This window comes from Streptomyces adustus (genome assembly GCF_009377175.1).
Taxonomy (GTDB): domain Bacteria; phylum Actinomycetota; class Actinomycetes; order Streptomycetales; family Streptomycetaceae; genus Streptomyces; species Streptomyces adustus.
The window spans coordinates 13458-37673 of record NZ_VJZD01000054.1 but is presented as its reverse complement, the minus strand read 5'-3'; the positions used below and the strand labels follow the sequence as shown (position 1 = coordinate 37673).

Annotated in this window: 23 protein-coding genes and 5 tRNA genes; 8 read left to right on the top strand and 20 right to left on the bottom strand. The window is 71.3% G+C overall.

Features of this window, described 5'->3' with window-relative positions:
* Positions 1 to 42: 42 nt before the first annotated feature.
* Complete coding sequence (locus FNH09_RS16215; protein WP_162468668.1) at positions 43 to 1800, bottom strand: DAK2 domain-containing protein; 1758 nt, start codon at positions 1798 to 1800, stop codon at positions 43 to 45.
* A 247-nt stretch (positions 1801 to 2047) separates the two neighbouring features.
* On the opposite strand from FNH09_RS16215, the gene rpmB reads away from it, so the two are divergent.
* A complete protein-coding gene (rpmB, locus tag FNH09_RS16210; protein ID WP_004924906.1) occupies positions 2048 to 2233 on the top strand; it encodes a 50S ribosomal protein L28 in 186 nt (61 codons plus the stop codon).
* Between the two features lie 189 nt (positions 2234 to 2422).
* On the opposite strand, the gene thiD is transcribed toward rpmB, so the two are convergent.
* The gene (gene thiD / locus FNH09_RS16205) at positions 2423 to 3238 is read right to left on the bottom strand and encodes a bifunctional hydroxymethylpyrimidine kinase/phosphomethylpyrimidine kinase (RefSeq protein ID WP_162468667.1); all 816 of its coding nucleotides are present in this window, start codon (positions 3236 to 3238) and stop codon (positions 2423 to 2425) included.
* Positions 3235 to 4200, bottom strand: a complete 966-nt coding sequence (locus tag FNH09_RS16200; RefSeq protein WP_152888424.1) for a thiamine-phosphate kinase — start codon at positions 4198 to 4200, stop codon at positions 3235 to 3237. Before FNH09_RS16200 ends, thiD begins: the two co-directional genes overlap by 4 nt.
* Before the next feature lie 206 nt (positions 4201 to 4406).
* On the opposite strand from FNH09_RS16200, the gene FNH09_RS16195 reads away from it, so the two are divergent.
* The gene (locus FNH09_RS16195) at positions 4407 to 4640 is read left to right on the top strand and encodes an Lrp/AsnC family transcriptional regulator (RefSeq protein ID WP_003997603.1); all 234 of its coding nucleotides are present in this window, start codon (positions 4407 to 4409) and stop codon (positions 4638 to 4640) included.
* A gap of 20 nt (positions 4641 to 4660) precedes the next feature.
* Complete coding sequence (locus FNH09_RS16190; protein WP_162468666.1) at positions 4661 to 5152, top strand: DUF3515 family protein; 492 nt, start codon at positions 4661 to 4663, stop codon at positions 5150 to 5152.
* A 617-nt stretch (positions 5153 to 5769) separates the two neighbouring features.
* Here FNH09_RS16190 and FNH09_RS16185 read toward each other — a convergent pair.
* From FNH09_RS16185 to FNH09_RS16175, 3 genes are read right to left on the bottom strand one after another with little or no spacing between them, the layout of a single operon-like run.
* Positions 5770 to 6927 carry a D-alanine--D-alanine ligase family protein gene (locus FNH09_RS16185; RefSeq protein WP_152888419.1) on the bottom strand — a complete coding sequence of 386 codons (1158 nt, stop codon included), beginning with the start codon at positions 6925 to 6927 and terminating at the stop codon, positions 5770 to 5772.
* Between the two features lie 59 nt (positions 6928 to 6986).
* Positions 6987 to 7997 (bottom strand): NAD(P)H-dependent glycerol-3-phosphate dehydrogenase, encoded by a 1011-nt coding sequence (locus tag FNH09_RS16180; RefSeq protein ID WP_162468665.1) that lies wholly within the window; start codon positions 7995 to 7997, stop codon positions 6987 to 6989.
* Positions 7994 to 8809 (bottom strand): 1-acyl-sn-glycerol-3-phosphate acyltransferase, encoded by an 816-nt coding sequence (locus tag FNH09_RS16175; protein WP_162468664.1) that lies wholly within the window; start codon positions 8807 to 8809, stop codon positions 7994 to 7996. Before FNH09_RS16175 ends, FNH09_RS16180 begins: the two co-directional genes overlap by 4 nt.
* A 156-nt stretch (positions 8810 to 8965) precedes the next feature.
* Between FNH09_RS16175 and cofC the strand changes: the two genes are divergently transcribed.
* Both cofC and FNH09_RS16165 read left to right on the top strand, forming a co-directional pair.
* On the top strand, positions 8966 to 9604 hold the full coding sequence (cofC, locus tag FNH09_RS16170; protein WP_162468663.1) for a 2-phospho-L-lactate guanylyltransferase: 639 nt from the start codon (positions 8966 to 8968) through the stop codon (positions 9602 to 9604).
* Between the two features lie 9 nt (positions 9605 to 9613).
* Positions 9614 to 9817, top strand: a complete 204-nt coding sequence (locus tag FNH09_RS16165; RefSeq protein WP_152888417.1) for a hypothetical protein — start codon at positions 9614 to 9616, stop codon at positions 9815 to 9817.
* Between the two features lie 89 nt (positions 9818 to 9906).
* On the opposite strand, the gene FNH09_RS16160 is transcribed toward FNH09_RS16165, so the two are convergent.
* The 4 genes from FNH09_RS16160 to leuC all read right to left on the bottom strand — a co-directional run bounded on the left by FNH09_RS16160 (position 9907) and on the right by leuC (position 13215).
* The gene (locus FNH09_RS16160; protein ID WP_162468662.1) at positions 9907 to 10533 is read right to left on the bottom strand and encodes an HU family DNA-binding protein; all 627 of its coding nucleotides are present in this window, start codon (positions 10531 to 10533) and stop codon (positions 9907 to 9909) included.
* A gap of 137 nt (positions 10534 to 10670) precedes the next feature.
* Positions 10671 to 10901, bottom strand: a complete 231-nt coding sequence (locus FNH09_RS16155; protein ID WP_152888415.1) for an SCO5555 family protein — start codon at positions 10899 to 10901, stop codon at positions 10671 to 10673.
* A 284-nt stretch (positions 10902 to 11185) separates the two neighbouring features.
* Positions 11186 to 11779 (bottom strand): 3-isopropylmalate dehydratase small subunit, encoded by a 594-nt coding sequence (leuD, locus tag FNH09_RS16150; RefSeq protein WP_152888413.1) that lies wholly within the window; start codon positions 11777 to 11779, stop codon positions 11186 to 11188.
* Between the two features lie 5 nt (positions 11780 to 11784).
* Positions 11785 to 13215: a 3-isopropylmalate dehydratase large subunit gene (leuC, locus tag FNH09_RS16145; protein WP_152888411.1), complete on the bottom strand. Its 1431-nt coding sequence runs from the start codon at positions 13213 to 13215 to the stop codon at positions 11785 to 11787.
* 189 nt (positions 13216 to 13404) lie between these two features.
* On the opposite strand from leuC, the gene ndgR reads away from it, so the two are divergent.
* Positions 13405 to 14121 carry an IclR family transcriptional regulator NdgR gene (gene ndgR, locus FNH09_RS16140; RefSeq protein ID WP_081219617.1) on the top strand — a complete coding sequence of 239 codons (717 nt, stop codon included), beginning with the start codon at positions 13405 to 13407 and terminating at the stop codon, positions 14119 to 14121.
* Between the two features lie 152 nt (positions 14122 to 14273).
* On the opposite strand, the gene FNH09_RS16135 is transcribed toward ndgR, so the two are convergent.
* Positions 14274 to 14864, bottom strand: coding sequence for a DUF4188 domain-containing protein (locus FNH09_RS16135; RefSeq protein ID WP_152888409.1), 591 nt, complete (start codon positions 14862 to 14864; stop codon positions 14274 to 14276).
* 90 nt (positions 14865 to 14954) lie between these two features.
* Between FNH09_RS16135 and FNH09_RS16130 the strand changes: the two genes are divergently transcribed.
* Positions 14955 to 15599: a MerR family transcriptional regulator gene (locus tag FNH09_RS16130; RefSeq protein ID WP_152888407.1), complete on the top strand. Its 645-nt coding sequence runs from the start codon at positions 14955 to 14957 to the stop codon at positions 15597 to 15599.
* Positions 15600 to 15684: 85 nt separating this feature from the next.
* Here FNH09_RS16130 and FNH09_RS16125 read toward each other — a convergent pair.
* From FNH09_RS16125 to FNH09_RS16085, 9 genes are all read right to left on the bottom strand, one after another.
* Positions 15685 to 15757 (bottom strand) — tRNA-Glu (locus tag FNH09_RS16125).
* Between the two features lie 28 nt (positions 15758 to 15785).
* A tRNA-Gln gene (locus FNH09_RS16120) sits at positions 15786 to 15857 on the bottom strand.
* 21 nt (positions 15858 to 15878) lie between these two features.
* Positions 15879 to 15951, bottom strand: a tRNA-Glu gene (locus FNH09_RS16115).
* Between the two features lie 62 nt (positions 15952 to 16013).
* Positions 16014 to 16086 (bottom strand) — tRNA-Glu (locus FNH09_RS16110).
* 21 nt (positions 16087 to 16107) lie between these two features.
* A tRNA-Gln gene (locus FNH09_RS16105) sits at positions 16108 to 16179 on the bottom strand.
* Positions 16180 to 16272: 93 nt separating this feature from the next.
* A complete protein-coding gene (locus tag FNH09_RS16100) occupies positions 16273 to 17004 on the bottom strand; it encodes an HAD family hydrolase (protein WP_152888405.1) in 732 nt (243 codons plus the stop codon).
* A 152-nt stretch (positions 17005 to 17156) separates the two neighbouring features.
* Complete coding sequence (gene gltX / locus FNH09_RS16095) at positions 17157 to 18641, bottom strand: glutamate--tRNA ligase (RefSeq protein ID WP_152888403.1); 1485 nt, start codon at positions 18639 to 18641, stop codon at positions 17157 to 17159.
* Entirely contained in the window at positions 18625 to 19410 is a 786-nt protein-coding gene (locus FNH09_RS16090; protein WP_162468661.1) for a fumarylacetoacetate hydrolase family protein, read from the bottom strand. The genes gltX and FNH09_RS16090 overlap by 17 nt, the downstream gene beginning before the upstream one ends.
* A gap of 281 nt (positions 19411 to 19691) precedes the next feature.
* Positions 19692 to 19883: a hypothetical protein gene (locus tag FNH09_RS16085; RefSeq protein WP_152888402.1), complete on the bottom strand. Its 192-nt coding sequence runs from the start codon at positions 19881 to 19883 to the stop codon at positions 19692 to 19694.
* Positions 19884 to 20490: 607 nt separating this feature from the next.
* Between FNH09_RS16085 and FNH09_RS16080 the strand changes: the two genes are divergently transcribed.
* The gene (locus FNH09_RS16080) at positions 20491 to 24213 is read left to right on the top strand and encodes a nitrate- and nitrite sensing domain-containing protein (RefSeq protein ID WP_162468660.1); all 3723 of its coding nucleotides are present in this window, start codon (positions 20491 to 20493) and stop codon (positions 24211 to 24213) included.
* Positions 24214 to 24216: the final 3 nt, after the last annotated feature.

The following is a 24216-nucleotide window of genomic DNA, read 5'->3' as shown; positions in this document are numbered from 1 at the left end:
GGGCGGTGGGGCGGTCCACCGCCCCACCGTTCACCCGTTCGACTACTCCACGCCGATGAGCAGCAGCGAGCCCTGGCGGCCGCCTCGGTAGACGACCGTGTCGACGGCGAGGTAGGCCTCGCGCACACGGGTCCGGAGGTGTTCGGCGACGGCCTCCGGCGCCTCGTCGCCGAGGACGATGGTGACGAGTTCGCCGCCCGCCTGGAGCATCCGGTCCAGCACGGTCCCGGCGGTCTCCGTGACGTCCGATCCGATCACGGCCACGTCGCCGTCGACGAGACCGAGGACGTCACCCGCCTGGCAGATGCCGGCCATGGTCCAGGACTGGCGTTCGGCGACGGTCAGCTCGGCGTAGCGGGTGGCGCCGGCCGCCGAGGTCATGGCGACGACGTCCTCGTCGAAGCGGCGGTCGGCCTCGTGCACGGCGAGCGCGGCTATGCCCTGGACGGCGGAACGGGTCGGGATCAGCGCCACCCGGATGCCCTCCGCCCGGGCCTGCTCCGCCGCCGCGGCCGCGGTGTGGCGCAGGTCGGCGTCGTTGGGCAGCAGGACGACCTCGCGCGCGTGGGCGCGGCGCACGGCCTCGACCAGTTCGCCGCTCGCGGGCGGCTCCCCCGGGCGGGCGAGCACGGTGGTGGCCCCCGACTCGGCGTACAGCCCGGCCAGTCCCTCGCCGGGCACCACGGCCACCACGGCGCGCTGGACCCGCTCCCGGGGCGGCCGCCCGGCAGCGCGGGTGTGCGCGTCACCGACGCCGAAGTGGGTGATCCGGATCCGGTGCGGCCGCCCGGCCTCGACGCCCGCCTCCACGGCGGCACCGGCGTCGTCGACGTGCACGTGGACGTTCCACAGTCCGTCGCCGCCGACCACGACGAGCGAGTCCCCGAGGGCGTCGAGCCGGTCCCGCAGCCGTGCGACGGCCGCGTCGTCGGCCTCCAGCAGGTAGATCACCTCGAAGGCGGGGCCGCCGTCCTCCGCGGCCTCGGGCCGGTCCGCGCACAGCACGTCGTCCACCTCGGTGACGGTGACGACAGGGACGGGAGTGCCGACGGGGGCACGGCCCGTCGGGGCGGTCGTCGGGGCCTCGCCCGTCAGCGTCTCGACCAGCGCCCCGAGCACCGCGACCAGCCCGCGCCCACCGGCGTCGACCACTCCGGCCCGCTCCAGGACGGCCAGCTGGCCCGGGGTCGCCGCCAACGCCGCCCGCGCCCCCTCGTAGGCCGCCCGCGCGACCGTCCCGCAGTCGTCCCCGGCTCCCTCGGCCGCGTCCGCGGCGGCGGAGGCGACCGACAGCACCGTGCCCTCGACCGGGTGGGCCACGGCCTGCCGGGCGGAGTCGGCCGCGTGCCGCAGGGCCAGCCGCAGTCCTCGCGCGTCGGTGTGAGCGGCCGCACCGTCCGCGGCGAAGACCTGCGCCATGCCGCGCAGCAGCTGCGCGACGATCGTCCCGGAGTTGCCGCGCGCCCCGATCAGGGCCCCGTGCGCCATCGCGCGCGCGGCCTCCGCCAGGGAGGGCGACAGCGCGGGTACGGGATGAGGGGAGGCGTCGGCCGCGCCGTCCGCGTCGGAGCCGGCCCCGAGTCCCGCGGAGGCCGTCTCGTGCCCCAGGAACACCGCTTCGACGGCCGCGACGGCCGACTCCACGGTCAGATAGAGATTGGTGCCGGTGTCCCCGTCCGCGACGGGGTAGACATTGATCGCGTCGATCTCCTCGCGCGCGCGTCCAAGCGCCTGCAACGCGAGACCGCACCAGGTACGCACCGCGAGAGCATCGAAGAATGTCTGCGGCACCTGCGGCACCTGCGCCTCCTTGAGCTGCTGGACTGGGACGCAGCGTAGACCCAGAACCGGTGTCCGCCGGAAGAGGGCCGGGGGCGGACCCTCGGGCAGCCATGGTAGTTTCGTTGTACTGGCGCAGTCGTTGTATGCTGCTCCGGTTGCCCGATCCCATCGGGCTCTCCTCCCGGTACCGCCACTCAGATCCTCGATCCTGATCCCGGCACGCCGGGATCATCCGTAAGTGCATCTGAAGTCTTTGGAGTGACCCGTGGCTGCCAACTGCGACGTCTGCGGCAAGGGGCCGGGCTTCGGCAACAACATCTCGCACTCGCACCGCCGTACGCCGCGCCGCTGGAACCCCAACATCCAGCGCGTGCGTACCGTGGTGGGCGGGACGCCGAAGCGCGTGAACGCTTGCACCTCGTGCATCAAGGCCGGCAAGGTCTCGCGCTGACGCTCATCCCCCATATCCCGGCTTCGTCCGGGACGGGGGGAACCCCATCATGCGCGGCCACTGCTGGTTCGCCGTGAAAAGCCGATCTGCTCTCGGGTAGGTCGGCTTTTTGCCATGTCCGGGTCCGGACCGATGCACCGGGCCCGTACGCCGGACCCAGGTCCCCGTCCGGGCCCCTGCCCTCGGCCGTCAGGCTCGCGGTGGTGCGGCGGTCCGGGTCGTGAGGTTCCACCGGTGGTCCACCGGGCCGAGACCCGCGCCGAGCGCGAACCCGCCCGCGATCGCCCCGGTGACGTACTCCTTGGCATCCGTCACCGCCTCCGGCACGGACCGCCCCTTCGCCAGCCGTGCCGCGATCGCGGACGCGAGGGTGCAGCCGGTGCCGTGCGTGTGCCGGTTGTCGTGGCGGGCGGCGCGCAGCCAGTGCTCCTCGGCGCCGTCGGTGAGCAGGTCGACCGCCTCCCCGGCGAGATGACCGCCCTTGATCACCACCCAGCGCGGCCCGTACGCCAGCACGGCCTCCGCCGCCGTACGCATCCGCCGCTCCGAATCGACCCGGACACCGGTGAGTTGCGCCACCTCGTCGAGGTTCGGGGTGGCGACCGTCGCGACCGGCAGCAGCTTCGTGCGTACGGAGTCCAGGGCGGCGGGCGCCAGCAACGGATCGCCGTGCTTGGAGACGCCCACCGGGTCGACGACCACCGGCGCGTCCGTGCCTGCCAGCAACTCGGCGACCGTCTCGACCAGTTCGGCGGAGGCAAGCATCCCGGTCTTCACCGCCTGGACGCCGATGTCGTCGACGACGCTGCGGAACTGCGCCCGTACCGCCTGTGCGGGCAGCTCCCAGGCGCCCTGCACGCCCAGGGAGTTCTGCGCGGTGACCGCGGTGATCACGCTCATGCCGTGCACGCCGAGCGCGAGCATGGTCTTCAGGTCGGCCTGGATCCCCGCCCCGCCGCCGGAGTCGGAGCCCGCGACCGTCAGCACTCTCGGTGGCGCGCTCACGACTCGATGCCCCCGAAGTGGTCCCAGCCGCCCTTGCTGGTCCACGGCGCCCCGTCGACCGTCACCTGGGGCAGCGCCGACGGGTTGAGCACCTCGCCGATGACCTTCCAGCGGGCGGGCAGCTTGGTGTCCGGCGGGAAGGTCGCCACGATCGCGTGGTCCTCTCCCCCGGTCAGCACCCACTGCATCGGATCGACGCCGACGGCCTGCCCGATGTCGTTCATCTGGGTCGGGATGTCGATGGCGCCGGAGCGGATGTCGATACGCACCTTGCTGGCCTCGGCGATGTGGCCGAGGTCGGCGATGAGCCCGTCGCTCACGTCGCACATGGCGGTCGCGCCCAGTCCGGCCGCGGCCGGGCCCGCGTGGTACGGGGGTTCGGGGCGCCGGTGCGCCTCGACGAAGGCGCGCGGCGAGCGGAAGCCGCGGGAGAGCACCGCGTACCCGGCGGCGGACCAGCCGAGCCAGCCGGTGACCGCGACGAGGTCGCCGGGCTGCGCGCCCGCGCGCGTCACCGGCTCCTGGTTGCGCAGATCGCCGAGCGCGGTGATCGACACCATGATCGTGTCGCCGCGCACGACGTCACCGCCGACCACGGAGGCGCCCGCGACCTGGCACTCGTCGCGCAGCCCGTCCATCAGCTCGGTCGGCCAGGCGACGGGGAGTTCCGCGGGGACGACCAGTCCGAGCAGCAGCGCCGTCGGCACCGCGCCCATGGCGGCGATGTCGGCGAGGTTCTGCGCGGCGGCCTTGCGGCCCACGTCGTAGGCCGTGGACCAGTCGCGGCGGAAGTGCCGTCCCTCCAGCAGGATGTCGGTGCTCGCCACGACCCTGCGGTCGGGGGCGGCGACCACCGCGGCGTCGTCGCCGGGGCCGACCCGGACCGCCGGTGTGGTGGTGAGACGGGAGGTGAGCTCCCTGATGAGCCCGAACTCCCCGAGCTCACCAACAGTGCCCTTCATTGCCCTTGCTCCCCTTCCGGCCCTGTCCAAGCCCGGTCGCGCGTCTCCAGTGTCCTCGATACGGTCGAGGTGACCGTCAACTTCGTGCGTGCGTGTACCCCGGCGCGCGAGCCTCGGCCCCCGCAGGTCTCCCCGCGGCGAGCGGCGACGCGATACCGTGGCGTTCCTTTTCCCCACATGATCCTCGTGGCCGCCCTGGAGGTTCCGTGGTACAGGCGTACATCCTGATCCAGACGGAGGTCGGCAAAGCGTCGACCGTCGCCGAGACGATCAGCAAGATCCCTGGGGTGATCCAGGCCGAGGACGTGACAGGACCGTATGACGTGATCGTGCGCGCCCAGGCCGACACCGTGGACGACCTCGGTCGCATGGTGGTCGCCAAAGTCCAGCAGGTGGACGGCATCACCCGAACCCTGACCTGCCCGGTGGTCCATCTGTAGCCCCCGTCTACCCTTGGCCGGTGAACTCCTCCCGTCACCGGCACCGCATTGTCCTCGGGCCGCCCGCGCTCGCCCTCCTCGTCGCCGTCGCGGGCTGCTCGTCGACGGACGGCAGCGCGTCGGCGGCGGTTCCCAGCGCCGACGCGAAGACCGTGGCGTTGTGCCGGAAACTGGACGCGGTGCTGCCGTCGAAGGTGGACGGTCTCGGCCGGCGTGATCCCGAGCCCGCCTCCGCGCTGACCGCGGGCTGGGGGAACCCGGCGATCATACTGCGCTGCGGTGTCGGGCGACCCGCCAAGATGGCCGATCCCGAGGCCGACGGGGTCGAGGTGAACGGGGTCGGCTGGCTGCTGGAGAAGCAGGACGGCGGAGCCTTCCGGTTCACCACGACCCTGCGCAAGGCGTACGTCGAGGTGGAGATTCCCGAGGCGCACACCGGGGACGGGCTGGCGCCGCTGGTGGATCTGGCGCCCGCCGTCAAGAAGGCGATCCCGGAGGGGATCGCCGACTGAGTGCTGCGCGCCGCGCGAACCGGCCCTCACGGCCCGCCATGACCGACCGCGCTGCCACCACGGTCCCCACGCGCGGACCAGCGGTCACCCACAGACCCGTGCGCATCCCGCGCCGACCCGCCCCGGTCCCGCGCGGATCCGTCGCACTCGTCCGCAGACCCGCCCGATCCCGCGCAAGTCCGTCGTGAATCCCGCGCAGGCCCGTCGCGATCGCCGCAGACCCACCCGATCCCGCACATGTCCATCGTGAATCCCGCGCAGGCCCGTCGCGGTCACCCGCGGACCGGCCCCGATCTCGCACAGGTCCATCGCGGATCCCGCGCAGACCCGCCCCGATTCCGCGCAGGGCCGTCGCGGATTCCGCGCTGCGGACCCGTGCCGCCCTGTGCAAACCCGTCGCCGTCCCGCGCAGGGCCGTCAGGAGCGACCGCGTCGCGAACCGCGAGCCCGTCACGACCGACCGCGACCGCGTCGCGGACCCCCGTGCTCACCTGCTCATCCAGATCCGCCCGGCACTCGGCCCGGAACGCGGACCGTGCGGGCGGCCGGCCGGTCCACCGGTCCGCGCCACAGGCGGGCCCCCGGCCTCGGTCGTCCGCGAGGCCGGGTACGGCAGGTCACCTCAGGCCGGTGGAGCGGCGCAGGGCCGCCTGGACGAGGCGGTCCACCAGTTCCGCGTAGCCGATGCCGCTCGCCTGCCACATCTGCGGGTACATCGAGATCGGGGTGAAGCCCGGCATGGTGTTGATCTCGTTGATGACGAACTCGCCGTCCTCCGTGAGGAAGAAGTCCGCCCGCACCAGGCCCTCGCAGGACGCCGCCTCGAAGGCGTCGACCGCGAGCCGCTGCACCTCGGCCGTCTCCTCGGCGGTCAGCGGGGCCGGGACCAGGCCCGGCGTCGAGTCGATGTACTTCGCCTCGAAGTCGTAGTACGCGTGGGCGTCCGGCGGCGGGATCTCGGCCGGGACGGAGGCCCGGGGGCCGTCCTCGAACTCCAGGACGCCGCACTCGATCTCGCGGCCGCGCAGCGCCGCCTCGACGATGATCTTCGGGTCGTGCCGCTGGGCCTCGGCGATGGCCTCGTCGAGCCCGGAGGGGTCGTCGACCTTGGTGATGCCGATCGACGAACCCGCGCGGGCGGGCTTCACGAACAGCGGCCAGCCGTGCTCGCCGGCGAACTCGGCGATCTTCCTGCGGGCGCCCGGCTCGTCCTGCTGCCACTCGCGCGGCCGGATCACCACGTAGGGGCCGACCTTCAGCCCGAACGAGGTGAACACCCGCTTCATGTACTCCTTGTCCTGGCCGACGGCCGAGGCGAGGACACCCGCGCCGACGTACGGGACACCGGAGAGCTCCAGCAGACCCTGGAGGGTGCCGTCCTCGCCGTAGGGGCCGTGCAGCACCGGGAAGACGACGTCGACCTCGCCGAGCGCCTTGGGCACCGAGCCGGGCTCGCTGTAGACGACCTCGCGGTTGGCGGGGTCGACGGGGAGCACCACGCCGCCCTCGTGCGACTCGGCGAGCTCGTCGACGCTGGGCGTACGGCGTTCGGTGATCGCCATGCGGTCCGGCTCGTCGGCGGTCAGGGCCCAACGGCCGTCCCGGGTGATGCCGATCGGCAGGACGTCGTACTTGGTCCGGTCGATCGCCCGCAGTACGGCGCCGGCGGTGACCACGGAGATCCCGTGTTCGGAGCTGCGGCCGCCGAACACGACGGCCACCCGCGGCTTGCGGGACGGCTGCTCGGGGCTCTGGGGGAGGTTCTCGGTGCTCATATCGGGTTGAGAGTACCCGGTGGCAGTGCGCGGAGACAGCGGCGACGGGGCGGGTTCGCTCAGCGTCGCTCGGCCTTCGCGCTGCGCGACATCAGCTCCTTGAGCGCGACCACGGGAGGCTTGCCCTCGTGCACGATCCCGACCACGGTCTCGGTGATGGGCATGTCGACTCCGTGCCTGCGGGCCAGATCGAGCACGGACTCGCAGGACTTGACGCCCTCGGCGGTCTGTCGGGTGACCGCGATGGTCTCCTGGAGGGTCATGCCCCGGCCGAGGTTGGTGCCGAAGGTGTGGTTGCGCGACAGCGGCGAGGAGCAGGTCGCCACCAGGTCGCCCAGGCCCGCGAGCCCGGAGAAGGTCAGCGGGTCGGCTCCCATGGCCAGGCCCAGCCGGGTGGTCTCGGCGAGGCCGCGGGTGATCAGCGAGCCCTTGGCGTTGTCGCCGAGGCCCATGCCGTCCGCGATGCCGACGGCCAGGCCGATCACGTTCTTGACCGCGCCGCCGAGCTCGCAGCCCACGACGTCCGTGTTGGTGTACGGGCGGAAGTAGGGCGTGTGGCAGGCGGTCTGAAGGCGCTGGGCGACGGCCTCGTCGGTGCAGGCGACCACGGCGGCGGCCGGCATCCGGGCGGCGATCTCCCGGGCCAGGTTGGGTCCGGTGACCACGGCGACCCGCTCGCGTTCGACCTTGGCGACGTCCTCGATCACCTCGCTCATCCGCATCGTGGTGCCGAGCTCGACGCCCTTCATGAGGGAGACGAGAACCGTACGGGGGGCCAGCAGCGGCGCCCACTCGGCGAGGTTGGCGCGCAGGGTCTGCGACGGGATCGACAGGACCGTGAAGTCGGCGCCGGCGGCGGCCTCGGCCGGATCGGTGGTGGCCCGCAGGTTCGCCGGGAGTTCGATGCCCGGGAAGTAGTCGGGATTGGTCCGGGTGGAGTTGATCGCGTCCACGACCTCCGCGCGGCGCCCCCACAGGGTCACCTCACAGCCCGCGTCGGCGAGCACCGCGCCGAAGGCGGTACCCCACGAACCGGCGCTGAAGACCGCCGCCTTGACCGGCATGCTCACTTGCTGTGCCCCTCTTCTTCCTGCCTGGCCTGCTCCTGCGTCCGCACCCGGCCGCGGGCCTGGAGCTGCGACTGCGTCTGCGCCTCGGTGCGGCGGCGCTGCTCGATCCGCTCGCGGCGCGGGTCGTACGGAGTCTCGGGCGCCTTCTCGCCGCGGATCTCCTCCAGCAGGCGGGTGATGGCGGCCATGATGACCTCGGTCGCCTCCTTCAGGAGTTCCGGGGTCATCTCCTCGCCGTAGAAGCGGGAGAGGTCCACGGGCGGGCCCGCGAGCACGTGGTGGGTCTTGCGCGGAAGGATGTTGGGCTTCTTCGCGTACGACGGCAGCAGCTCGTTGGCGCCCCACTGCGCGACCGGGATCACCGGGCACCTGGTCTGGAGGGCGACGCGGGCGGCACCGGTCTTGGCGGTCATGGGCCAGCCGTCCGGGTCGCGGGTGAGGGTGCCCTCGGGGTAGAAGGCGACGCACTCGCCGCGTTCCACGGCGTCGATCGCGGCGCGGAACGCGCTCAGCGCGTCGGTGCTCTCACGGTAGACGGGGATCTGTCCGGTGCCGCGCATCGCGGCTCCGACGAATCCCTTCCGGAAAAGGCCGCTTTTCGCCAGGAATCGCGGAACCCGTCCGGTGTTGTACTGATAGTGCGCGTATGCGAGGGGATCGACATGTGAATTGTGGTTCACCGCGGTGATAAATCCACCATCGGCCGGAATGTGCTCCATTCCACGCCAGTCCCGCTTGATCAGCACCACCAACGGCGGTTTGCAGAGCGCGGCGGCAAAGCGATACCAGAAGCCGATTCTGCGGCGGGGCACGCGGACACCTTCCTCTAGGGGCTTCCTCCCAGGGCTGGGGGCCGCACAAGTGTCGCCCCGGGCCGCCGGTCTGTCGAGAACACCGTACGCCCCACCACCCCGGCGGCCGGATGGACCAGGTGACAATGACGGCGACGAGAGAGGGGCACAACGCCGGTGCAGTGGACCTTGATCATCCCCCTGAAGTCTTTGGCGCGGGCCAAGAGCAGGCTGTCGGACACCGCCGCCGACGGGTTGCGTCCGAGCCTCGCGCTCGCGTTCGCGCAGGACACCGTGGCGGCCGCGCTGGCCAGTCCGGCCGTCGGGGATGTGGCGGTAGTCACGGGCGACGAGCTGGCCGGACGGGAGCTGGCGACGCTGGGCGCCCGCATCGTCGCCGACGAACCGGGGGGCGGCCTGAACGCCGCCCTGGCGCACGCGGCGGCCGTCGTACGCGCCGCGTCCCCCGCCTGCCCGGTGGCCGCCCTGAATGCCGATCTGCCGGCTCTGCGCCCGTTTGAATTGGCCCGCGTTCTGGACGCGGCCGCGGAATTCCCGCGCGCTTTTCTCGCGGACGCGGCAACGATCGGCACCACGCTGCTGGCCGCGACCCCGGGCCGGGAATTGCTGCCCGCATTCGGTCCGCGTTCTCGGGCCCGGCATCACGACTCCGGCGCGCGCGAACTGCTTCTCGACGCGGTGGATTCCGTACGGCAGGACGTGGACACCGGCGCGGACCTGCGCGCGGCGCTGGCGCTGGGGGTCGGCCCCCGGACGGCCGCCGTCGCCGCGCGGCTGCTGATCCCCGGGCAGTAGGCTGCCGTCATGCAGGCGACCGCATACACGTACGACGCCGGGACCCGTAGCGGGCAGGTGCTGCTGGACGACGGCACGCCCGTGCCCTTCGACGCCGCGGCGTTCGACGCGGGCGGGCTGCGGCTGTTGCGCCCTGGACAGCGGGTGCGGGTGGAGACCGAGGGCGAAGGGGAAGCCCGGCGGATCACCCTGGTGACGCTGCACACCTTCTGAGCGGACGCCTCCGGGCGGGCCCGCGGAACGCCGCGGGCCGGACTTCCGAGAGGGAGTCCGGCCCGGCGCGTGAGTGCCCTGTGCCTGCCCTACTTGCGGGCGGCGGCCTTCTTGGCGGTGGTCTTGCGAGCGGTCGACTTCTTGGCGGGGGCGGCCTTGGTGGCGGCCTTCTTCGCCGGGGCCTTCTTCGCCGTCGCCTTCTTGGCGGTGGTGGTCTTCGCCGCGGTGGTCTTGGCGGCCGCGGTGGTCTTCGCGGTGGTCTTCTTCACGGCGGCCGTCGTCTTCTTGGCGGTCGTCTTGCGCGCCGTGGCCTTCTTCGCGGCGGCGGCCTTCGTCGTGGCCTTCTTCGCGGCGGCCTTCTTGACCGTCGCGGAAGCACCGCCGGTCAGGCTGCCCTTGGGCGCCTTCTTGACGGCGACCTCGCCGCCACGGGGAAGCTTCTTCGAGCCGCTCACCAGGTCCTTGAAGCCCTGGCCCGCGCGGAACCGCGGCACGGACGTCTTCTTGACCCGAACCCGCTCTCCGGTCTGGGGGTTGCGCGCATAGCGGGCCGGACGGTCGACCTTCTCGAACGAACCGAATCCGGTGACCGAAACCCGGTCCCCGCCGACGACCGCGCGGACGATGGCGTCCAGGACCGCGTCGACAGCGTCGGCGGCCTGCTGGCGGCCGCCCATCTTGTCGGCAATCGCTTCTACGAGCTGCGCCTTGTTCACGTCTTCCCCTTCGGAGACATTGCCAGAACGAAAGTGTTCAAGCCTTTTCGCACGTTAGGCAGATATATACCGCAAATCAAACACGAAACGGGCTAATCACCCTTGTGCCGCAACGAAGTCGGCTGTCCCGGACGTGTTCAGCGTTCCTCTTCAGGGAATCGGCCCTCGTCGAGGTCCTCCATGAACCGCTCCAGACGCCTTGTCGCGTTGGCGAGATCGTGCTTGGCCGCGGCCGTAATGACCAGCAGCTTCCGGGTCAGCGCCATCCGTACGCCCTCCGGGACTTGCAGTGAGCGCACCCTTGCGTGCGCTTCCTTGAGTCGGTCCGCGACTGCCGCATAGAGCTCGAGTTGGCCGTCGCGTTCCATGCACAGATTGTGCCATCTGGGGCGAGTTGTCGCCTGCGCAGGGGGCAACTGCCGCCGTGAACCGCTTCCCGGACACCGGCGGCGGTTCCGGTCACAACTGGCGGGTACCCCGCCAACCACCTGCGTAACGTGGCAAGTTGAGGGATCCGACGGGCCCCTTCAGGGCCGTTCGGGTGCAGACATGGCTGTACCCCCAATCGTGGCGATCGGGGGTACAGGCGGGGTGTCGCGGTGGCCGAAACTCGACCTGCTCGGAGCTGCGGGTCGGGCCTCGGGCCTGCGGGTCAGACCTGGAGCGTGCGCGGCTTGTACGAGGGGCGCTTGCTCTCGTAGGCGGCGATGTCGGCCTCGTTCTGGAGGGTGATGGAGATGTCGTCCAGCCCGTTCAGCAGCCGCCAGCGGGAGTTCTCGTCCAGCTCGAAGGTGGCGGTGACGCCCTCGGCGCGCACCTCGCGGGCCTCCAGGTCGACCGTGATCTCGGCCTGTGGGTCACGCTCGGTGAGTTCCTGGAGCGCGTCCACGGTCTTCTGCTCCAGCACCACCGTGAGCAGGCCGTTCTTGAGCGAGTTGCCGCGGAAGATGTCGGCGAAGCGGGAGGAGATCACGGCCTTGAAGCCGTAGTTCTGCAAGGCCCACACGGCGTGCTCGCGGGAGGAGCCGGTACCGAAGTCCGGGCCCGCGACCAGCACGGTGGCGCCCTGGCGCTCGGGCTGGTTGAGGACGAAGGAGGCGTCCTTGCGCCAGGCCTCGAACAGCCCGTCCTCGAAGCCGTCCCGGGTCACCTTCTTGAGCCAGTGAGCAGGGATGATCTGGTCGGTGTCGACGTTGCTGCGGCGCAGCGGGACGGCCCGGCCGGTGTGCGTGGTGAATGCTTCCATGGCTCTCAGACTCCAGCGGGCGTACGGGTGTCGGCGTCGGACAGGTCGGCGGGGGACGCCAGGTGACCCAGGACCGCCGTCGCGGCCGCGACCTGCGGCGACACCAGGTGCGTACGGCCGCCCTTGCCCTGCCGGCCCTCGAAGTTGCGGTTGGAGGTGGACGCGGAGCGCTCACCGGGGGCCAGCTGGTCGGGGTTCATGCCCAGACACATCGAGCAGCCCGCGTGCCGCCATTCGGCGCCGGCCTCCTTGAAGACGACGTCCAGGCCCTCGGCGACGGCCTGGAGGCCGACCCGCGCGGAGCCGGGGACGATCAGCATCCGTACGCCGTCGGCGACTTTGCGGCCCTCGACGATCGCGGCGGCGGCGCGCAGGTCCTCGATGCGCCCGTTGGTGCAGGAGCCTACGAAGACGGTGTCCACCTTGATGGAGCGCAGCGCCTGCCCGGCCTCCAACCCCATGTATTCCAGGGCCTTTTCGGCGGCCAGCCGCTCCGAGGCGTCTTCGTACGAAGCCGGGTCGGGGACGTCGGCGGAAAGCGGCGCGCCCTGGCCGGGGTTGGTGCCCCAGGTGACGAACGGCGAGAGCGAGGCGGCGTCGATGACGACCTCCGCGTCGAATTCCGCGTCGTCGTCGGACTTCAGGGTCTTCCAGTACGCGACGGCCGCGTCCCAGTCCTCGCCCTCGGGGGCGTGGGCACGGCCCTTGAGGTAGGCGAAGGTGGTCTCGTCGGGGGCGATCATGCCCGCGCGGGCGCCGGCCTCGATCGACATGTTGCAGATGGTCATCCGGGCCTCCATCGAGAGCTTCTCGATGGCGGCGCCGCGGTACTCCAGGATGTAGCCCTGGCCGCCGCCGGTACCGATCTTGGCGATGATCGCCAGGATGAGGTCCTTGGCGGTGACGCCGTCGGGCAGCTCGCCGTCGACGGTGATGGCCATGGTCTTCGGGCGGGCCAGCGGCAGCGTCTGGGTGGCCAGCACGTGCTCCACCTGGGAGGTGCCGATGCCGAACGCCAGTCCGCCGAAGGCGCCGTGCGTGGAGGTGTGGGAGTCGCCGCAGACCACCGTCATACCGGGCTGGGTCAGACCCAGCTGCGGGCCGACGACGTGCACCACGCCCTGCTCGACGTCGCCCAGCGGGTGCAGCCGCACGCCGAACTCGGCGCAGTTCTTGCGCAGGGTCTCCAGCTGCGCGCGCGAGACCGGGTCGGCGATGGGCTTGTCGATGTCGAGGGTCGGGGTGTTGTGATCCTCGGTGGCGATGGTGAGATCGAGGCGCCGCACCGGACGACCCGCCTGACGGAGGCCGTCGAAGGCCTGCGGGCTGGTCACCTCGTGCAGCAGGTGCAGATCGATGAAGAGGAGGTCGGGCTCGCCCTCGGCGCGCCGGACGACATGGTCGTCCCAGACCTTCTCCGCGAGTGTCCTACCCATCGCTTTCCCTCCGGCCGGTCAAGCGTGCTCCGGCCCAACTAGAGATCTTGAGGTGGCGGTGCCCGCGCCCCTGTGTCCGGGCGTCCGCCGCCGGGCCCGTTGATGTGCGGGCCGCTGTGACTTCAAGAGTGGCGCGTTCCACCGGAAAATGAACTTGCGTTTCACAGAGTGAGACGCGAGTATCGTTTCATGGACAACAGTAGCGGCGTCGGCGTCCTGGACAAGGCAGCCCTTGTCCTGAGCGCCCTGGAGTCCGGACCGGCCACCCTCGCGGGCTTGGTGGCGGCCACCGGACTGGCACGACCCACGGCCCATCGACTGGCCGTGGCCCTGGAACACCACCGGATGGTGGCCCGCGACATGCAGGGCCGGTTCATCCTCGGACCGCGCCTGGCCGAGCTGGCCGCGGCCGCCGGCGAGGACCGCCTCCTCGCGACCGCCGGCCCGGTGCTCACGCATCTGCGTGACATCACGGGCGAGAGCGCGCAGCTCTACCGCCGGCAGGGCGACATGCGTATCTGCGTCGCCGCCGCGGAACGCCTGTCCGGCCTGCGGGACACGGTCCCGGTCGGTTCCACCCTCACCATGAAGGCCGGTTCCTCGGCGCAGATCCTGATGGCCTGGGAGGAGCCGGAGCGGCTGCACCGCGGCCTCCAGGGCGCCCGCTTCACGGCCACGGCGCTCTCGGGTGTCCGCCGCCGGGGCTGGGCCCAGTCCATCGGCGAGCGCGAGCCGGGCGTCGCGTCCGTCTCCGCGCCCGTGCGCGGCCCGTCCAACCGCGTGGTGGCCGCCGTGTCCGTGTCCGGCCCCATCGAGCGGCTCTCGCGTCACCCGGGGCGGATGCACGCCCAGGCGGTCATCGACGCGGCGGGCCGGCTCTCCGAGGCCCTGCGCCGCACCGGCTGACCGGTCCCCGCGTCCGTCCGCGGGAAAGGGCCGGCCTCAACGCCGCGGCAGGCCCTTCCCCGCGCCCCGCACGACTCGCAGACCCAGCATCATCCGCAGACCCAGCACCGCCTGTACGACCCACGCTGCCGGCGCCGCCCGGACCGGCAGCCTCAGGCGTCCTCGGACGCCGTCGCCCCGGCCGCCGCAGCCGTCGTCGCCCCGACGCTCCCTGACGCGGCCCCCGAGGTGTCCCCCGACGCGGACGTCGACCGGTGGGCGAAGCGGTCCTTCGCCCGGCGCCCCCGCCTCTCCAGCGGCAGCTGCCCGTGCGCGGCCGCGAGTCCGAAGGCCGGCATGTCCGCGTAGATCGACTCGTAGCCGCCCTCGGGCACGACATAGGTCTCGTGCCACAGCCCCACGTGCTGCCGCACCTTGCCCGCCTTCTCCTTGCGGTTGACGATCGCCCACGCCCGGTGGTGGAACATGTCGGGCGACGAGGCGTACGCGTAGAGCTTCTCCTTGGACTCCCAGTACTGGACCACGTAGTACGTCCGGGGGGAGGCCGTCAGCAGCACATGCCCCAGGAGCCCGCGCCCGGGGTCCCGCCGCAATTCGAGCAGCATCCTCGGCATGGCCAGGAACAGCGGGACCCAGTGGTGCACGGCCCAGAAGTGGTTGATCCGCATGCCGATCAGCAGGACGACCACGTCGCCCTCCGCTGCGGCGGTCGTACGGCCCGCGGTGACGGGTTTGCCGAACATGACGCTTCCCCCTCGCTGTCCGTCGGTGAGCGGCACTATCCGACTGCCGCATGTTTGGATAGTGCCGGTATCCGAGAAGGGACACAAGAGATGCGACTGGCCGAACTGAGCGAGCGCAGCGGTGTGTCCACCGCGACGATCAAGTACTACCTGCGCGAGGGCCTGTTGGCACCGGGCCGCCAGGTCAACACGACCACGGCCGAGTACGACGAGGACCATCTGCGCCGGCTGCGGCTGGTGCGGGCGCTGATCCAGGTGGGCCGGGTGCCGGTGGCCACCGCGCGGGAGGTCCTCGCGCATGTGGACGACGAGTCCTTGGGTCGCACGATCCGGCTGGGCGCGGCACTCTGGGCGCTGCCGCAGGTGCCCGAACCGGACGGCAGCGACGAGGAGGTGCGCGCGGCCCACCACGAGGTGGACCAGGTGATGGAGCGGCTGGGCTGGTCGAACGCCCGCTCCCTGAGCAGTATCTCCCCCGCGCACCGTTCGCTGGTGGCGGCCGTGGCCACGCTGCGCCGGCTCGGGTACGCCTGGGACGCCGAACTGATGCTGCCGTACGCCCGGTTGATGCACCGAGCGGCGGTGCACGACCTGGACTTCGTGGAGACCCGGTCCTCGGAGGCGGAGAAGGTGGAGACGGCGGTCGCGGCCGCGATCCTCTTCGAGCCCGCCCTGCGGGCCCTGCACCGGCTGGCCCAGGAGGAGGAGTCGGCGCGGCGGTACGGCTTCGAGTAGGCCCGGCCCGCACCGGCGAGGCGCCCCGCGCCCGGGTCCGGAAACGCCGATAGGCCCCCACCGAAGTGGAGGCCCATCGGGCTCGTACCCCCGACCGGATTCGAACCGGCGCTACCGCCTTGAGAGGGCGGCGTGCTAGGCCGCTACACAACGGGGGCGAGGATCTAACGTTTCCGCAGATCCGAGCTGGTCTACCTGGACTCGAACCAAGACTAACTGAACCAGAATCAGTCGTGCTGCCAATTACACCATAGACCAATGTGGTTTAGACCAACTGCGTACCCCCGACCGGATTCGAACCGGCGCTACCGCCTTGAGAGGGCGGCGTGCTAGGCCGCTACACAACGGGGGCCCTAGCGATCCTGCGTCGAGGGCAGCGGGAGCTACCCGAACTGTCCTCGCGGGAAGGATCTGTACCCCCGACCGGATTCGAACCGGCGCTACTGCCTTGAGAGGGCAGCGTGCTAGGCCGCTACACAACGGGGGCTTTGCAGATGAGCTCTGCGAGCTGGCCTACCTGGACTCGAACCAAGACTAACTGAACCAGAATCAGTCGTGCTGCCAATTACACCATAGGCCACTGGAACGCAAGCCCCTGAGGGGATCTTGTTCTAGTTCGCTCCCCCGGATTTCGGGGCCTTTCGGCCCGCTCTCCGGCGGCGCAGGAAGAACATTACCTGAAGGTGGACGGGGCTCCAAAACGGGTATCCGCGCCGAGGATCGCGGGAAGTTCGGCGAGGGAGGTGATCCGGTGCGGTCCGGCCTGCGCCTCGCCGCCGGTGCACGCGCCGTCACGGTCGATCCACACCGACAGCAGCCCGGCCTCGGCCGCGCCCCGCCCGTCGATCTCCGGGTGGTCGCCGACGTACGCGACCTGCCGCGGGGCGAGTTCCAGCGCCTCGCAGGCCGCGTGGAAGGCGCCCGCGTCCGGCTTGGAGATCCCGAGCTCCGCCGCGCACAGGACGGTCTCGAAGCGGTCGCGCACGCCGAGCACCCGCAGCTTGCGCTCCTGCACGGTGAGGCTGGAGTTGGAGAGCACCGCGTGCCGGTAGTCGGCGCCGAGGGCGTCCAGGACCGGCAGGACGTCCGGGAAGAGGGACCAGGCGGTCTCGTAGTGTCCGACGTACCGCTCGAACCAGCTGTCGGCCTCGGCGTCGCTGAGCGGCGTCTCCAGGAAGACCCGGACCCGGTCCCTGCGCTGTCCCTGGAAGGTCGTCTCCCCCGCCGAGAAGCGGGCCCACTGCGCGTCGGTGACCTCCCGCCACCGGGCCAGGGCGAGCTCCGGTGTGCCGTATCCGGCGAGCAGTCCCTCGGCGGCCAGGTGCGCGCGCATGCCCTCCCGGTCCGCGGTCGTGTAATCGAAGAGGGTGTCGTCCACGTCCCAGACCACTGCTACGACCGGCATGGCACCGACAGTACCGCCGTGCCGCTCTCTCCGGGGGCGGTCCGGCGGGACGGCGAAGGGGGCGGCCCCGGAAACCCGGGTGCCGCCCCCTTCACGCGTGCGTGGAGCACGTCTCGGGCCGTGCGTGGATCACGCCCGAAGCCGTGCGCGGGTCACGCGGAGAGCCGCGCCAGCGCCGCGTCGATACGGGCCAGCGTCTTCTCCTCGCCCAGGACCTCCAGGGACTCGAAGAGCGGCAGGCCGACCGTGCGGCCGGTGACGGCCACCCGGACCGGGGCCTGCGCCTTGCCGAGCTTGAGGCCGTGGGCCTCGCCGGCGGCCAGGACGGCCTCCTTCAGGGACTCGGCGGACGTCCAGTCGGCGGCGACGAGCTTCTCCCGGGCGGTGCGCAGCAACGCGTCCGAGCCCTCCTTCATCGCCTTGGTCCAGCTCGCCTCGTCGAAGACCGGCTCCGGCAGGAACAGGAAGTCGACGTTGTCGGTGATCTCGGAGAGGACCTTCAGCCGGGTCTGGGCGTGCGGGGCGATGGCCTCCCACTTGGCCGCGTCGAAGTCCTCCGGCGCCCAGGGGGCGACCGGGGCCTTCAGCCAGGGGGCGCAGCGCTCGGTGAAGTCCTTCACGTCCAGCAGCCGGATGTGGTCGGCGTTGATCGCCTCGCACTTCTTGAGGTCGAAGCGCGCCGGGTTGGGGTTGACGTCCGCGATGTCGAAGGCCGCGACCATCTCGTCCATGCCGAAGATGTCCTGGTCGGCCGAGAGCGACCAGCCGAGCAGGGAGAGGTAGTTGAGCAGGCCCTCCGGCAGGAAGCCGCGCTCCCGGTACAGGTTGAGGGACGACTCGGGGTCGCGCTTGGAGAGCTTCTTGTTGCCCTCGCCCATCACGTACGGCAGATGGCCGAAGGACGGGATCTCCTTGGCGACGCCCAGCTCGATCAGCGCCTTGTACAGGGCGATCTGGCGGGGGGTGGAGGAGAGCAGGTCCTCGCCGCGCAGGACGTGGGTGATCTCCATCAGGGCGTCGTCGACCGGGTTGACGAGCGTGTAGAGGGGAGCCCCGTTGGCTCGGACGATGCCGTAGTCCGGGACGTTCTCCGGGGTGAACGTGAGCTCGCCGCGGACCAGGTCCGTGAAGGTGATCGTCTCGTCGGGCATCCGGAAGCGGACGATCGGGGCGCGGCCCTGCGCCTTGTACTCCTCGACCTGTGCGGCGGAGAGGTCGCGGCAGTGGCCGTCGTAGCCGGAGGGCTTGCCGGCGGCGCGGGCGGCCTCGCGGCGGCTGTCCAGCTCCTCCTGGGAGCAGTAGCAGTGGTAGGCGCGGCCGGCGGCGAGCAGCTTGTCGGCGACGTCCTTGTAGAGGTCCATGCGCTGCGACTGCCGGTAGGGCGTGTGCGGGCCGCCGACCTCGGGACCCTCGTCCCAGTCGAAGCCCAGCCAGCGCATCGAGTCCAGCAGCTGGGCGTAGGACTCCTCGGAGTCGCGGGCCGCGTCGGTGTCCTCGATACGGAAGACCAGGGTTCCCTGGTGGTGCCGTGCGAACGCCCAGTTGAACAGGGCGGTGCGGACCAGGCCCACGTGGGGGTTACCGGTGGGCGACGGGCAGAAACGTACACGGACGGGTGCGCTAGCCACGCTTGACAACCTTGTTGGTGAGAGTGCCGATGCCTTCGATGGTGACGGCGACCTCGTCGCCGACGACCAGGGGGCCGACCCCTGCCGGGGTGCCCGTGAGGATCACGTCGCCGGGGAGCAGCGTCATGGCCTCGGTGATGTTGACGATCAGATCCTCGATCGAGTGGATCATCTCGCTGGTGCGGCCGAGCTGGCGCTGCTGGCCGTTGACCGTCAGCTGGACGGCCAGGTCGGACGCGGTGGCGAGGTCCAGGCCGGTCTCCACCCAGGGCCCGAGCGGGCAGGAGGTGTCGAAGCCCTTGGCCCGCGCCCACTGCTTCTCGCGCTTCTGGACGTCGCGGGCGGTGACGTCGTTGGCGCAGGTGTAGCCGAAGATCACGTCCTTGACGCGGTCGCGCGGGACCTCGCGGCACATCCGGCCGATCACCACGGCCAGCTCGGCCTCGTGGTGCAGCTCCTGGGAGAAGGACGGGTACTGGATCGCGTCGTCGGGGCCGATCACCGAGGTGGAGGGCTTGAAGAAGGCGAACGGCGCGTCCGGCACCTCGTTGCCCAGCTCCTTCGCGTGCTCCGCGTAGTTGCGGCCGAAGGCCACCACCTTGTTGGGGAGCACCGGCGGCAGCAGCCTGACCTTGCTCAGCGGCACCTTCGTGCCGGAGAGCTCGAAGTCCGTGAACGGGATGCCCTTGATGATGTCCAGGACGAGTTCGTCCTGCTTGTCGCCCTCGACCGCGCCGAAGGCGACGTTCCCGTCGATGGAGAACCTGGCGATGCGCACGGGATGCTTGGCCCCTTGACTGAGCTGGCTGGAGTCTGACGCTCCAGGCTAACGCGGCAGGGGGCTCGCGCCTCGCGCATTACGGCCCGCACGCCGCGCGTGGCCCGGGGCCGGCGGGGCGGCCCCGGCCGGACTCGCCGGGGCGGGCCGCGCGAGCGTGGAGGGCCGAGGGCCCGAGCGCGGAGGACCGAGGGAACGCGGAAGGGCGCCCACCGAGTCGGTGGGCGCCCTTCGGGTCCGTACGGGGCCGGTCCGGTGTGTCCGGCGGCTGCCGTGCGTGGCTACTCCGCGACGGCGGCGGCCTCGACCGGGACGTTCATGAGAACCGTGCGCCTGGGGTTGGCCGTCTGCGTGGGGAGGGTGACGGAGTGCTCCGGCTGGTCCGGGGTGTGCAGCGCGTCGGCGCCGTCGAGGTGCGCCAGCGTCGTACGCCGCGGGTTGGCTATGGTGCGGAACATCGTCGTCGTCTTCACGTTTTGTACGAGACCTTGTCGTTTCGGGCGCCGGGAGGGCCTCAAGTGCCCCCCGCACGGGCGCGGGTTATCAGAACGCTGCCCTTTGTAAAACGTCAGGCTAAACATCCGGAATCCCGCAGAAGACGTGAAGACCCCATGATCTCCATGTGAGTTTGCTCACCAACCGACGATCAAACCGGTCAATTCGGGCCCGCGCCCTACTCGGTCCAAACGGACATTAGCCGCCTGAAGCCACCATTCCGCTCCCGATCATGGCGACTGGGGCACTCGCTCCGCCCCTTTGATTCACCATGGTTTGCCCGACATAAGGTGGAACTCATTGAACAACGGGTGACGACCCACTCACGCGATGTCACGGAGGTCACAGCTCGGCCTACGGGCCTTGTTGGCGCTCCTGCACTGTGCTGGAATTCCTCGGACCGCCGCAGGTATCGAGCTGGCACACAGGGGGGCGCTATCACGCGCCGAGTGGCGGCTACGAAGGGGGAGCCAGCGCCGGTCGCTCACGACCACCACGGGGGCGTATTCAGGGCGCCCCTATGACGCCGACACCGTGTCCTTCCGTTCGCGCGGAGGGGCGCCTGGTCCAGAGGTTGCGACAGTAGTGCAGGGACGATTCAAGAGGGATGGCAGTGCTTCGGCGGAGCCGGAGCCGCACGGCGGGACCGACCGCGGTTCCTCGCCCCAGCACGCCCAGAACCAGGGCTCGGCCGGCGACGGCGGTGAGCGCCCCGGGCGCCCCGGCGCGTCCGGATCGACAGGCCCGGTTCCTGTGGTGACGACGCCGAAGAGCGCCCCGGGCCCCGGCTCGCGTATCGCGCTGCGCAACTGGCGCATCTCCACGCGTCTGGTGTCGCTGCTGGCGCTGCCGGTGGTCGCGGCCACCACGCTGGGCGCCACGCGCATCAACGACTCCATGGACAACATCCAGCAGCTCGACAACATGAAGCTGCTGACGGAGATGACCAAGCAGGCCACCGAGCTGGCGACCGCGCTCCAGGAGGAGCGCGACCAGTCGGCCGGCCCGCTGGCGCACCAGGCGGGCGCGACCGACTACACCGTCAAGGGTTACCGGGACAAGACCGACCGGTCCCTGAGCAACTTCCTGGACGCCGGCGACAAGATCGACGCCGCGAGCAAGCAGGGCAACCTCCAGGGTGTCCGTGACAGCCTCGTCGGCCTCCAGCGAGACCTGAACAGCCTCAGCAAGATCCGCTCGACGGCCTACGAGGCCGAGGGCAACTCGATGCAGACCGTCGAGGCCTACCACCGGCTCATCCAGCACCTGCTCGACCTCTCGCAGGACATGGCCGAGGCGACCAGCAACCCCGACATGATCCAGCGCACCCGCGCCCTGTCGGCCTTCTCCGCCGCCAAGGAGTACGCCTCCGAGCAGCGCGCGCTCCTCGGCGCCGCGCTCCCGGCGAGCAACACCGAGTTCGGCAACCTCTCCGACAACGACCGCCTGTACGGTGTCGCGGCCCTGGACAGCCAGGACTCCGAGCTCAACAGCTTCCGGTCCATCTACGGCGACTCGGGTGCCGAGGAACTCCTCAAGCCGATCGAGGCGGGCAACTCCACGATCGAGGCGACCGACACCTACGCCCAGCGCGCGCTGAGCAAGAAGAACGGTCTGCAGTCGCTGGACAAGCGCTCCTACCGAGACTGGCTCGACGACAGCTCGACCAAGATCCGCGGTATGGAGCTGATCGAGCACTCGCTGCTCGAGGACATGGAGCAGAAGGCCCGCGAGCTGCGCAGCGCCTCCGAGCAGGAAGCGATCATCTCCGGTGCGCTGATCCTGCTCGTCCTCGGCGTGTCGCTCGTCGGCGCCTTCGTCGTGGCCCGATCCATGATCCGCTCGCTGCGCCGCCTCCAGGAGACCGCCACCAAGGTCGCCCAGGACCGACTGCCCGAGCTCGTCAAGCAGCTGTCCGAGTCCGACCCGCAGGACGTCGACACGTCCGTGGAGTCGGTCGGTGTGCACTCCCGGGACGAGATCGGCCAGGTGGCCGCGGCCTTCGACGACGTGCACCGCGAGGCGGTCCGACTGGCCGCCGAACAGGCCCTGCTGCGGGGCAACGTCAACGCGATGTTCACCAACCTCTCGCGCCGCTCCCAGGGTCTTATCCAGCGCCAGCTGTCGCTGATCTCCGAACTGGAGTCCCGCGAGGCCGACCCGGACCAGCTGTCCTCGCTGTTCAAGCTCGACCACCTCGCGACGCGTATGCGCCGTAACGGTGAAAACCTTCTGGTTCTCGCGGGTGAAGAGCCCGGCCGACGCTGGACCCGCCCGGTCCCGCTGGTCGACGTGCTCCGCGCCGCCGCGTCCGAGGTGGAGCAGTACGAGCGCATCGAGCTGGCCTCGGTGCCGAGCACCGAAGTCGCCGGCCGCGTCGTCAACGACCTCGTGCACCTCCTCGCAGAGCTGCTGGAGAACGCCACCTCGTTCTCCTCCCCGCAGACCAAGGTCAAGGTCACCGGTCACGCGCTGCCCGACGGCCGCGTGCTGATCGAGATCCACGACACCGGCATCGGCCTCTCGCCCGAGGACCTCGCCGCGATCAACGAGCGGCTCGCCTCGCCGCCCACCGTGGACGTCTCGGTGTCCCGCCGAATGGGTCTGTTCGTGGTCGGTCGTCTGTCGCAGCGACACGGCATCCGCATCCAGCTGCGCCCGTCCGACTCCGGCGGTACGACCGCGCTGGTCATGCTGCCCGTCGACGTCGCCCAGGGCGGCAAGAAGCCCCAGCCCAAGCCCGGTCAGGGTGCCGCCAACAGCGGCCCGGCCGCGGCGCAGGCGGCGGCCGGCATGGCCGCGGCCCGGCGTCAGGGCGGTGCCATCGCCGGTGCTCCGGGCGGTGCGCCCGGTGGTGCCCTCGGTGGCGGCCCCTCGGCCGGCAACACCGGCCGGATCGCCGCCGGACAGGGCCCGCGGGCCGCGCTTCCCGGCGCGGGTGCGAACGGCCGCCCCGGCGGCGCACGCGGACCGCAGGGTCAGGGCGGCCCCCAGCAGGGCCGGCAGGCTCCGGCCGCCACGGGTGGCAACCTCTTCGGCCAGGCGCCGAATGCCCAGCAGGGCATGCAGTCCGGTGGCGCGGGTGCGCCGCAGGGCTTCGGTGACGACCAGGGCCGGGACGCCTTCGGCGGCAACAACCGCGGAGCCGTTCCGGCACAGCGCGCCAACGCCGATGCCGAGCCGCAGGGCCGTCGTTCGCGCCGGCCGCAGCTGCCGGGTCGCGGTGGAGCGCGCGCCGAACTGCCGGGCGCCGACGCCCAGCAGCGCACGCCGAGCTGGAGCGACGAGAACGCGCAGCCGCCGGTGCCGCGCACCCCGCTGGACGCTCCGCGCGGCCACGAGGAGCCGGACGTCTCCCAGACGGCCCAGATGCCGCGCATCGACGACCGCCAGGGTCCGGGCAGCACCTCCGAGTTCGCCCGGCCGGACTTCAACGCGCCGCGCCCCGGTGCTCACAACGGCCAGAGCAACGGCCAGCACAACACGGGCCAGTTCGCCCGCCCCGGCACCGCCAACGGCCAGCACAACACGGGTTCCTTCGCCCGCCCCGACGTCTTCGCCCCGGGTGCCGGACAGAACCACTCGTCGGGCACCGGTCAGTTCGCCGCCCCTCAGGCGTACGACAACAGCTCCACGGGTCAGTTCGCCGCCCCTCAGGCCTACGACAACGGCTCCACCGGGCAGCACGCCCTGCCGGGCCGCTCGGCGCAGGCGCCCATGCAGAACAACACCGGCCAGTACGAGCGTCCCCAGGCCGGCCCGGACTACGGTGCGCAGCAGCGTCCGTCCGTGCCGCAGCGGCCCGCCCAGCCGGAGGCGCTGCCGCCGGCCAGCGGTCCCGGCGACGGTCGTACCCCGCTGTTCGACACGCTGGAGACCAACTGGTTCCACGGTCAGCAGGGGCAGCAGGGCCACTCGGGTCAGCCGCAGCACAACGGCTCGGCCCAGGTTCCGCCTCAGCCGCAGCAGCCCCCGGCTGCGCCGCAGGCACCCGCTCAGCAGCGTCCGGCGGCAGCCGCCTGGCGCACCTCGCCGAACGACGACATCGTCCGTCAGGCCGAACGGGTGCGTCAGCCCGCGGCCGGCGGCGTCACCACCTCCGGACTGCCGCGCCGGGTGCCCAAGGCGAACCTCGTCCCGGGCACAGCTCAGCAGCAACAGCACCACACCGGTCCGCAGGTCTCGCGTGCGCCTGACGACGTACGCGGCCGGCTGACCAATCTCCGTCGGGGTATCGCGCAGGGTCGCCAGGCCGGTAGTGGCCAGACCGGCAGCTTCCCGAACCCCACTCACCAGCAGGAGCGTTAGTTG

Coding starts and splice junctions, on each gene's coding strand:
- leuD (WP_152888413.1), bottom strand. CDS start 11,779: ATGGAAGCATTCACCACGCACACCGGCCGGGCCGTCCCGCTGCGCCGC.
- ndgR (WP_081219617.1), top strand. CDS start 13,405: ATGGACAACAGTAGCGGCGTCGGCGTCCTGGACAAGGCAGCCCTTGTC.
- FNH09_RS16135 (WP_152888409.1), bottom strand. CDS start 14,864: ATGTTCGGCAAACCCGTCACCGCGGGCCGTACGACCGCCGCAGCGGAG.
- FNH09_RS16100 (WP_152888405.1), bottom strand. CDS start 17,004: ATGCCGGTCGTAGCAGTGGTCTGGGACGTGGACGACACCCTCTTCGAT.
- FNH09_RS16200 (WP_152888424.1), bottom strand. CDS start 4,200: ATGAAGGGCACTGTTGGTGAGCTCGGGGAGTTCGGGCTCATCAGGGAG.
- leuC (WP_152888411.1), bottom strand. CDS start 13,215: ATGGGTAGGACACTCGCGGAGAAGGTCTGGGACGACCATGTCGTCCGG.
- FNH09_RS16155 (WP_152888415.1), bottom strand. CDS start 10,901: ATGGAACGCGACGGCCAACTCGAGCTCTATGCGGCAGTCGCGGACCGA.
- FNH09_RS16165 (WP_152888417.1), top strand. CDS start 9,614: ATGCAGGCGACCGCATACACGTACGACGCCGGGACCCGTAGCGGGCAG.
- FNH09_RS16130 (WP_152888407.1), top strand. CDS start 14,955: ATGCGACTGGCCGAACTGAGCGAGCGCAGCGGTGTGTCCACCGCGACG.
- FNH09_RS16185 (WP_152888419.1), bottom strand. CDS start 6,927: ATGAGCACCGAGAACCTCCCCCAGAGCCCCGAGCAGCCGTCCCGCAAG.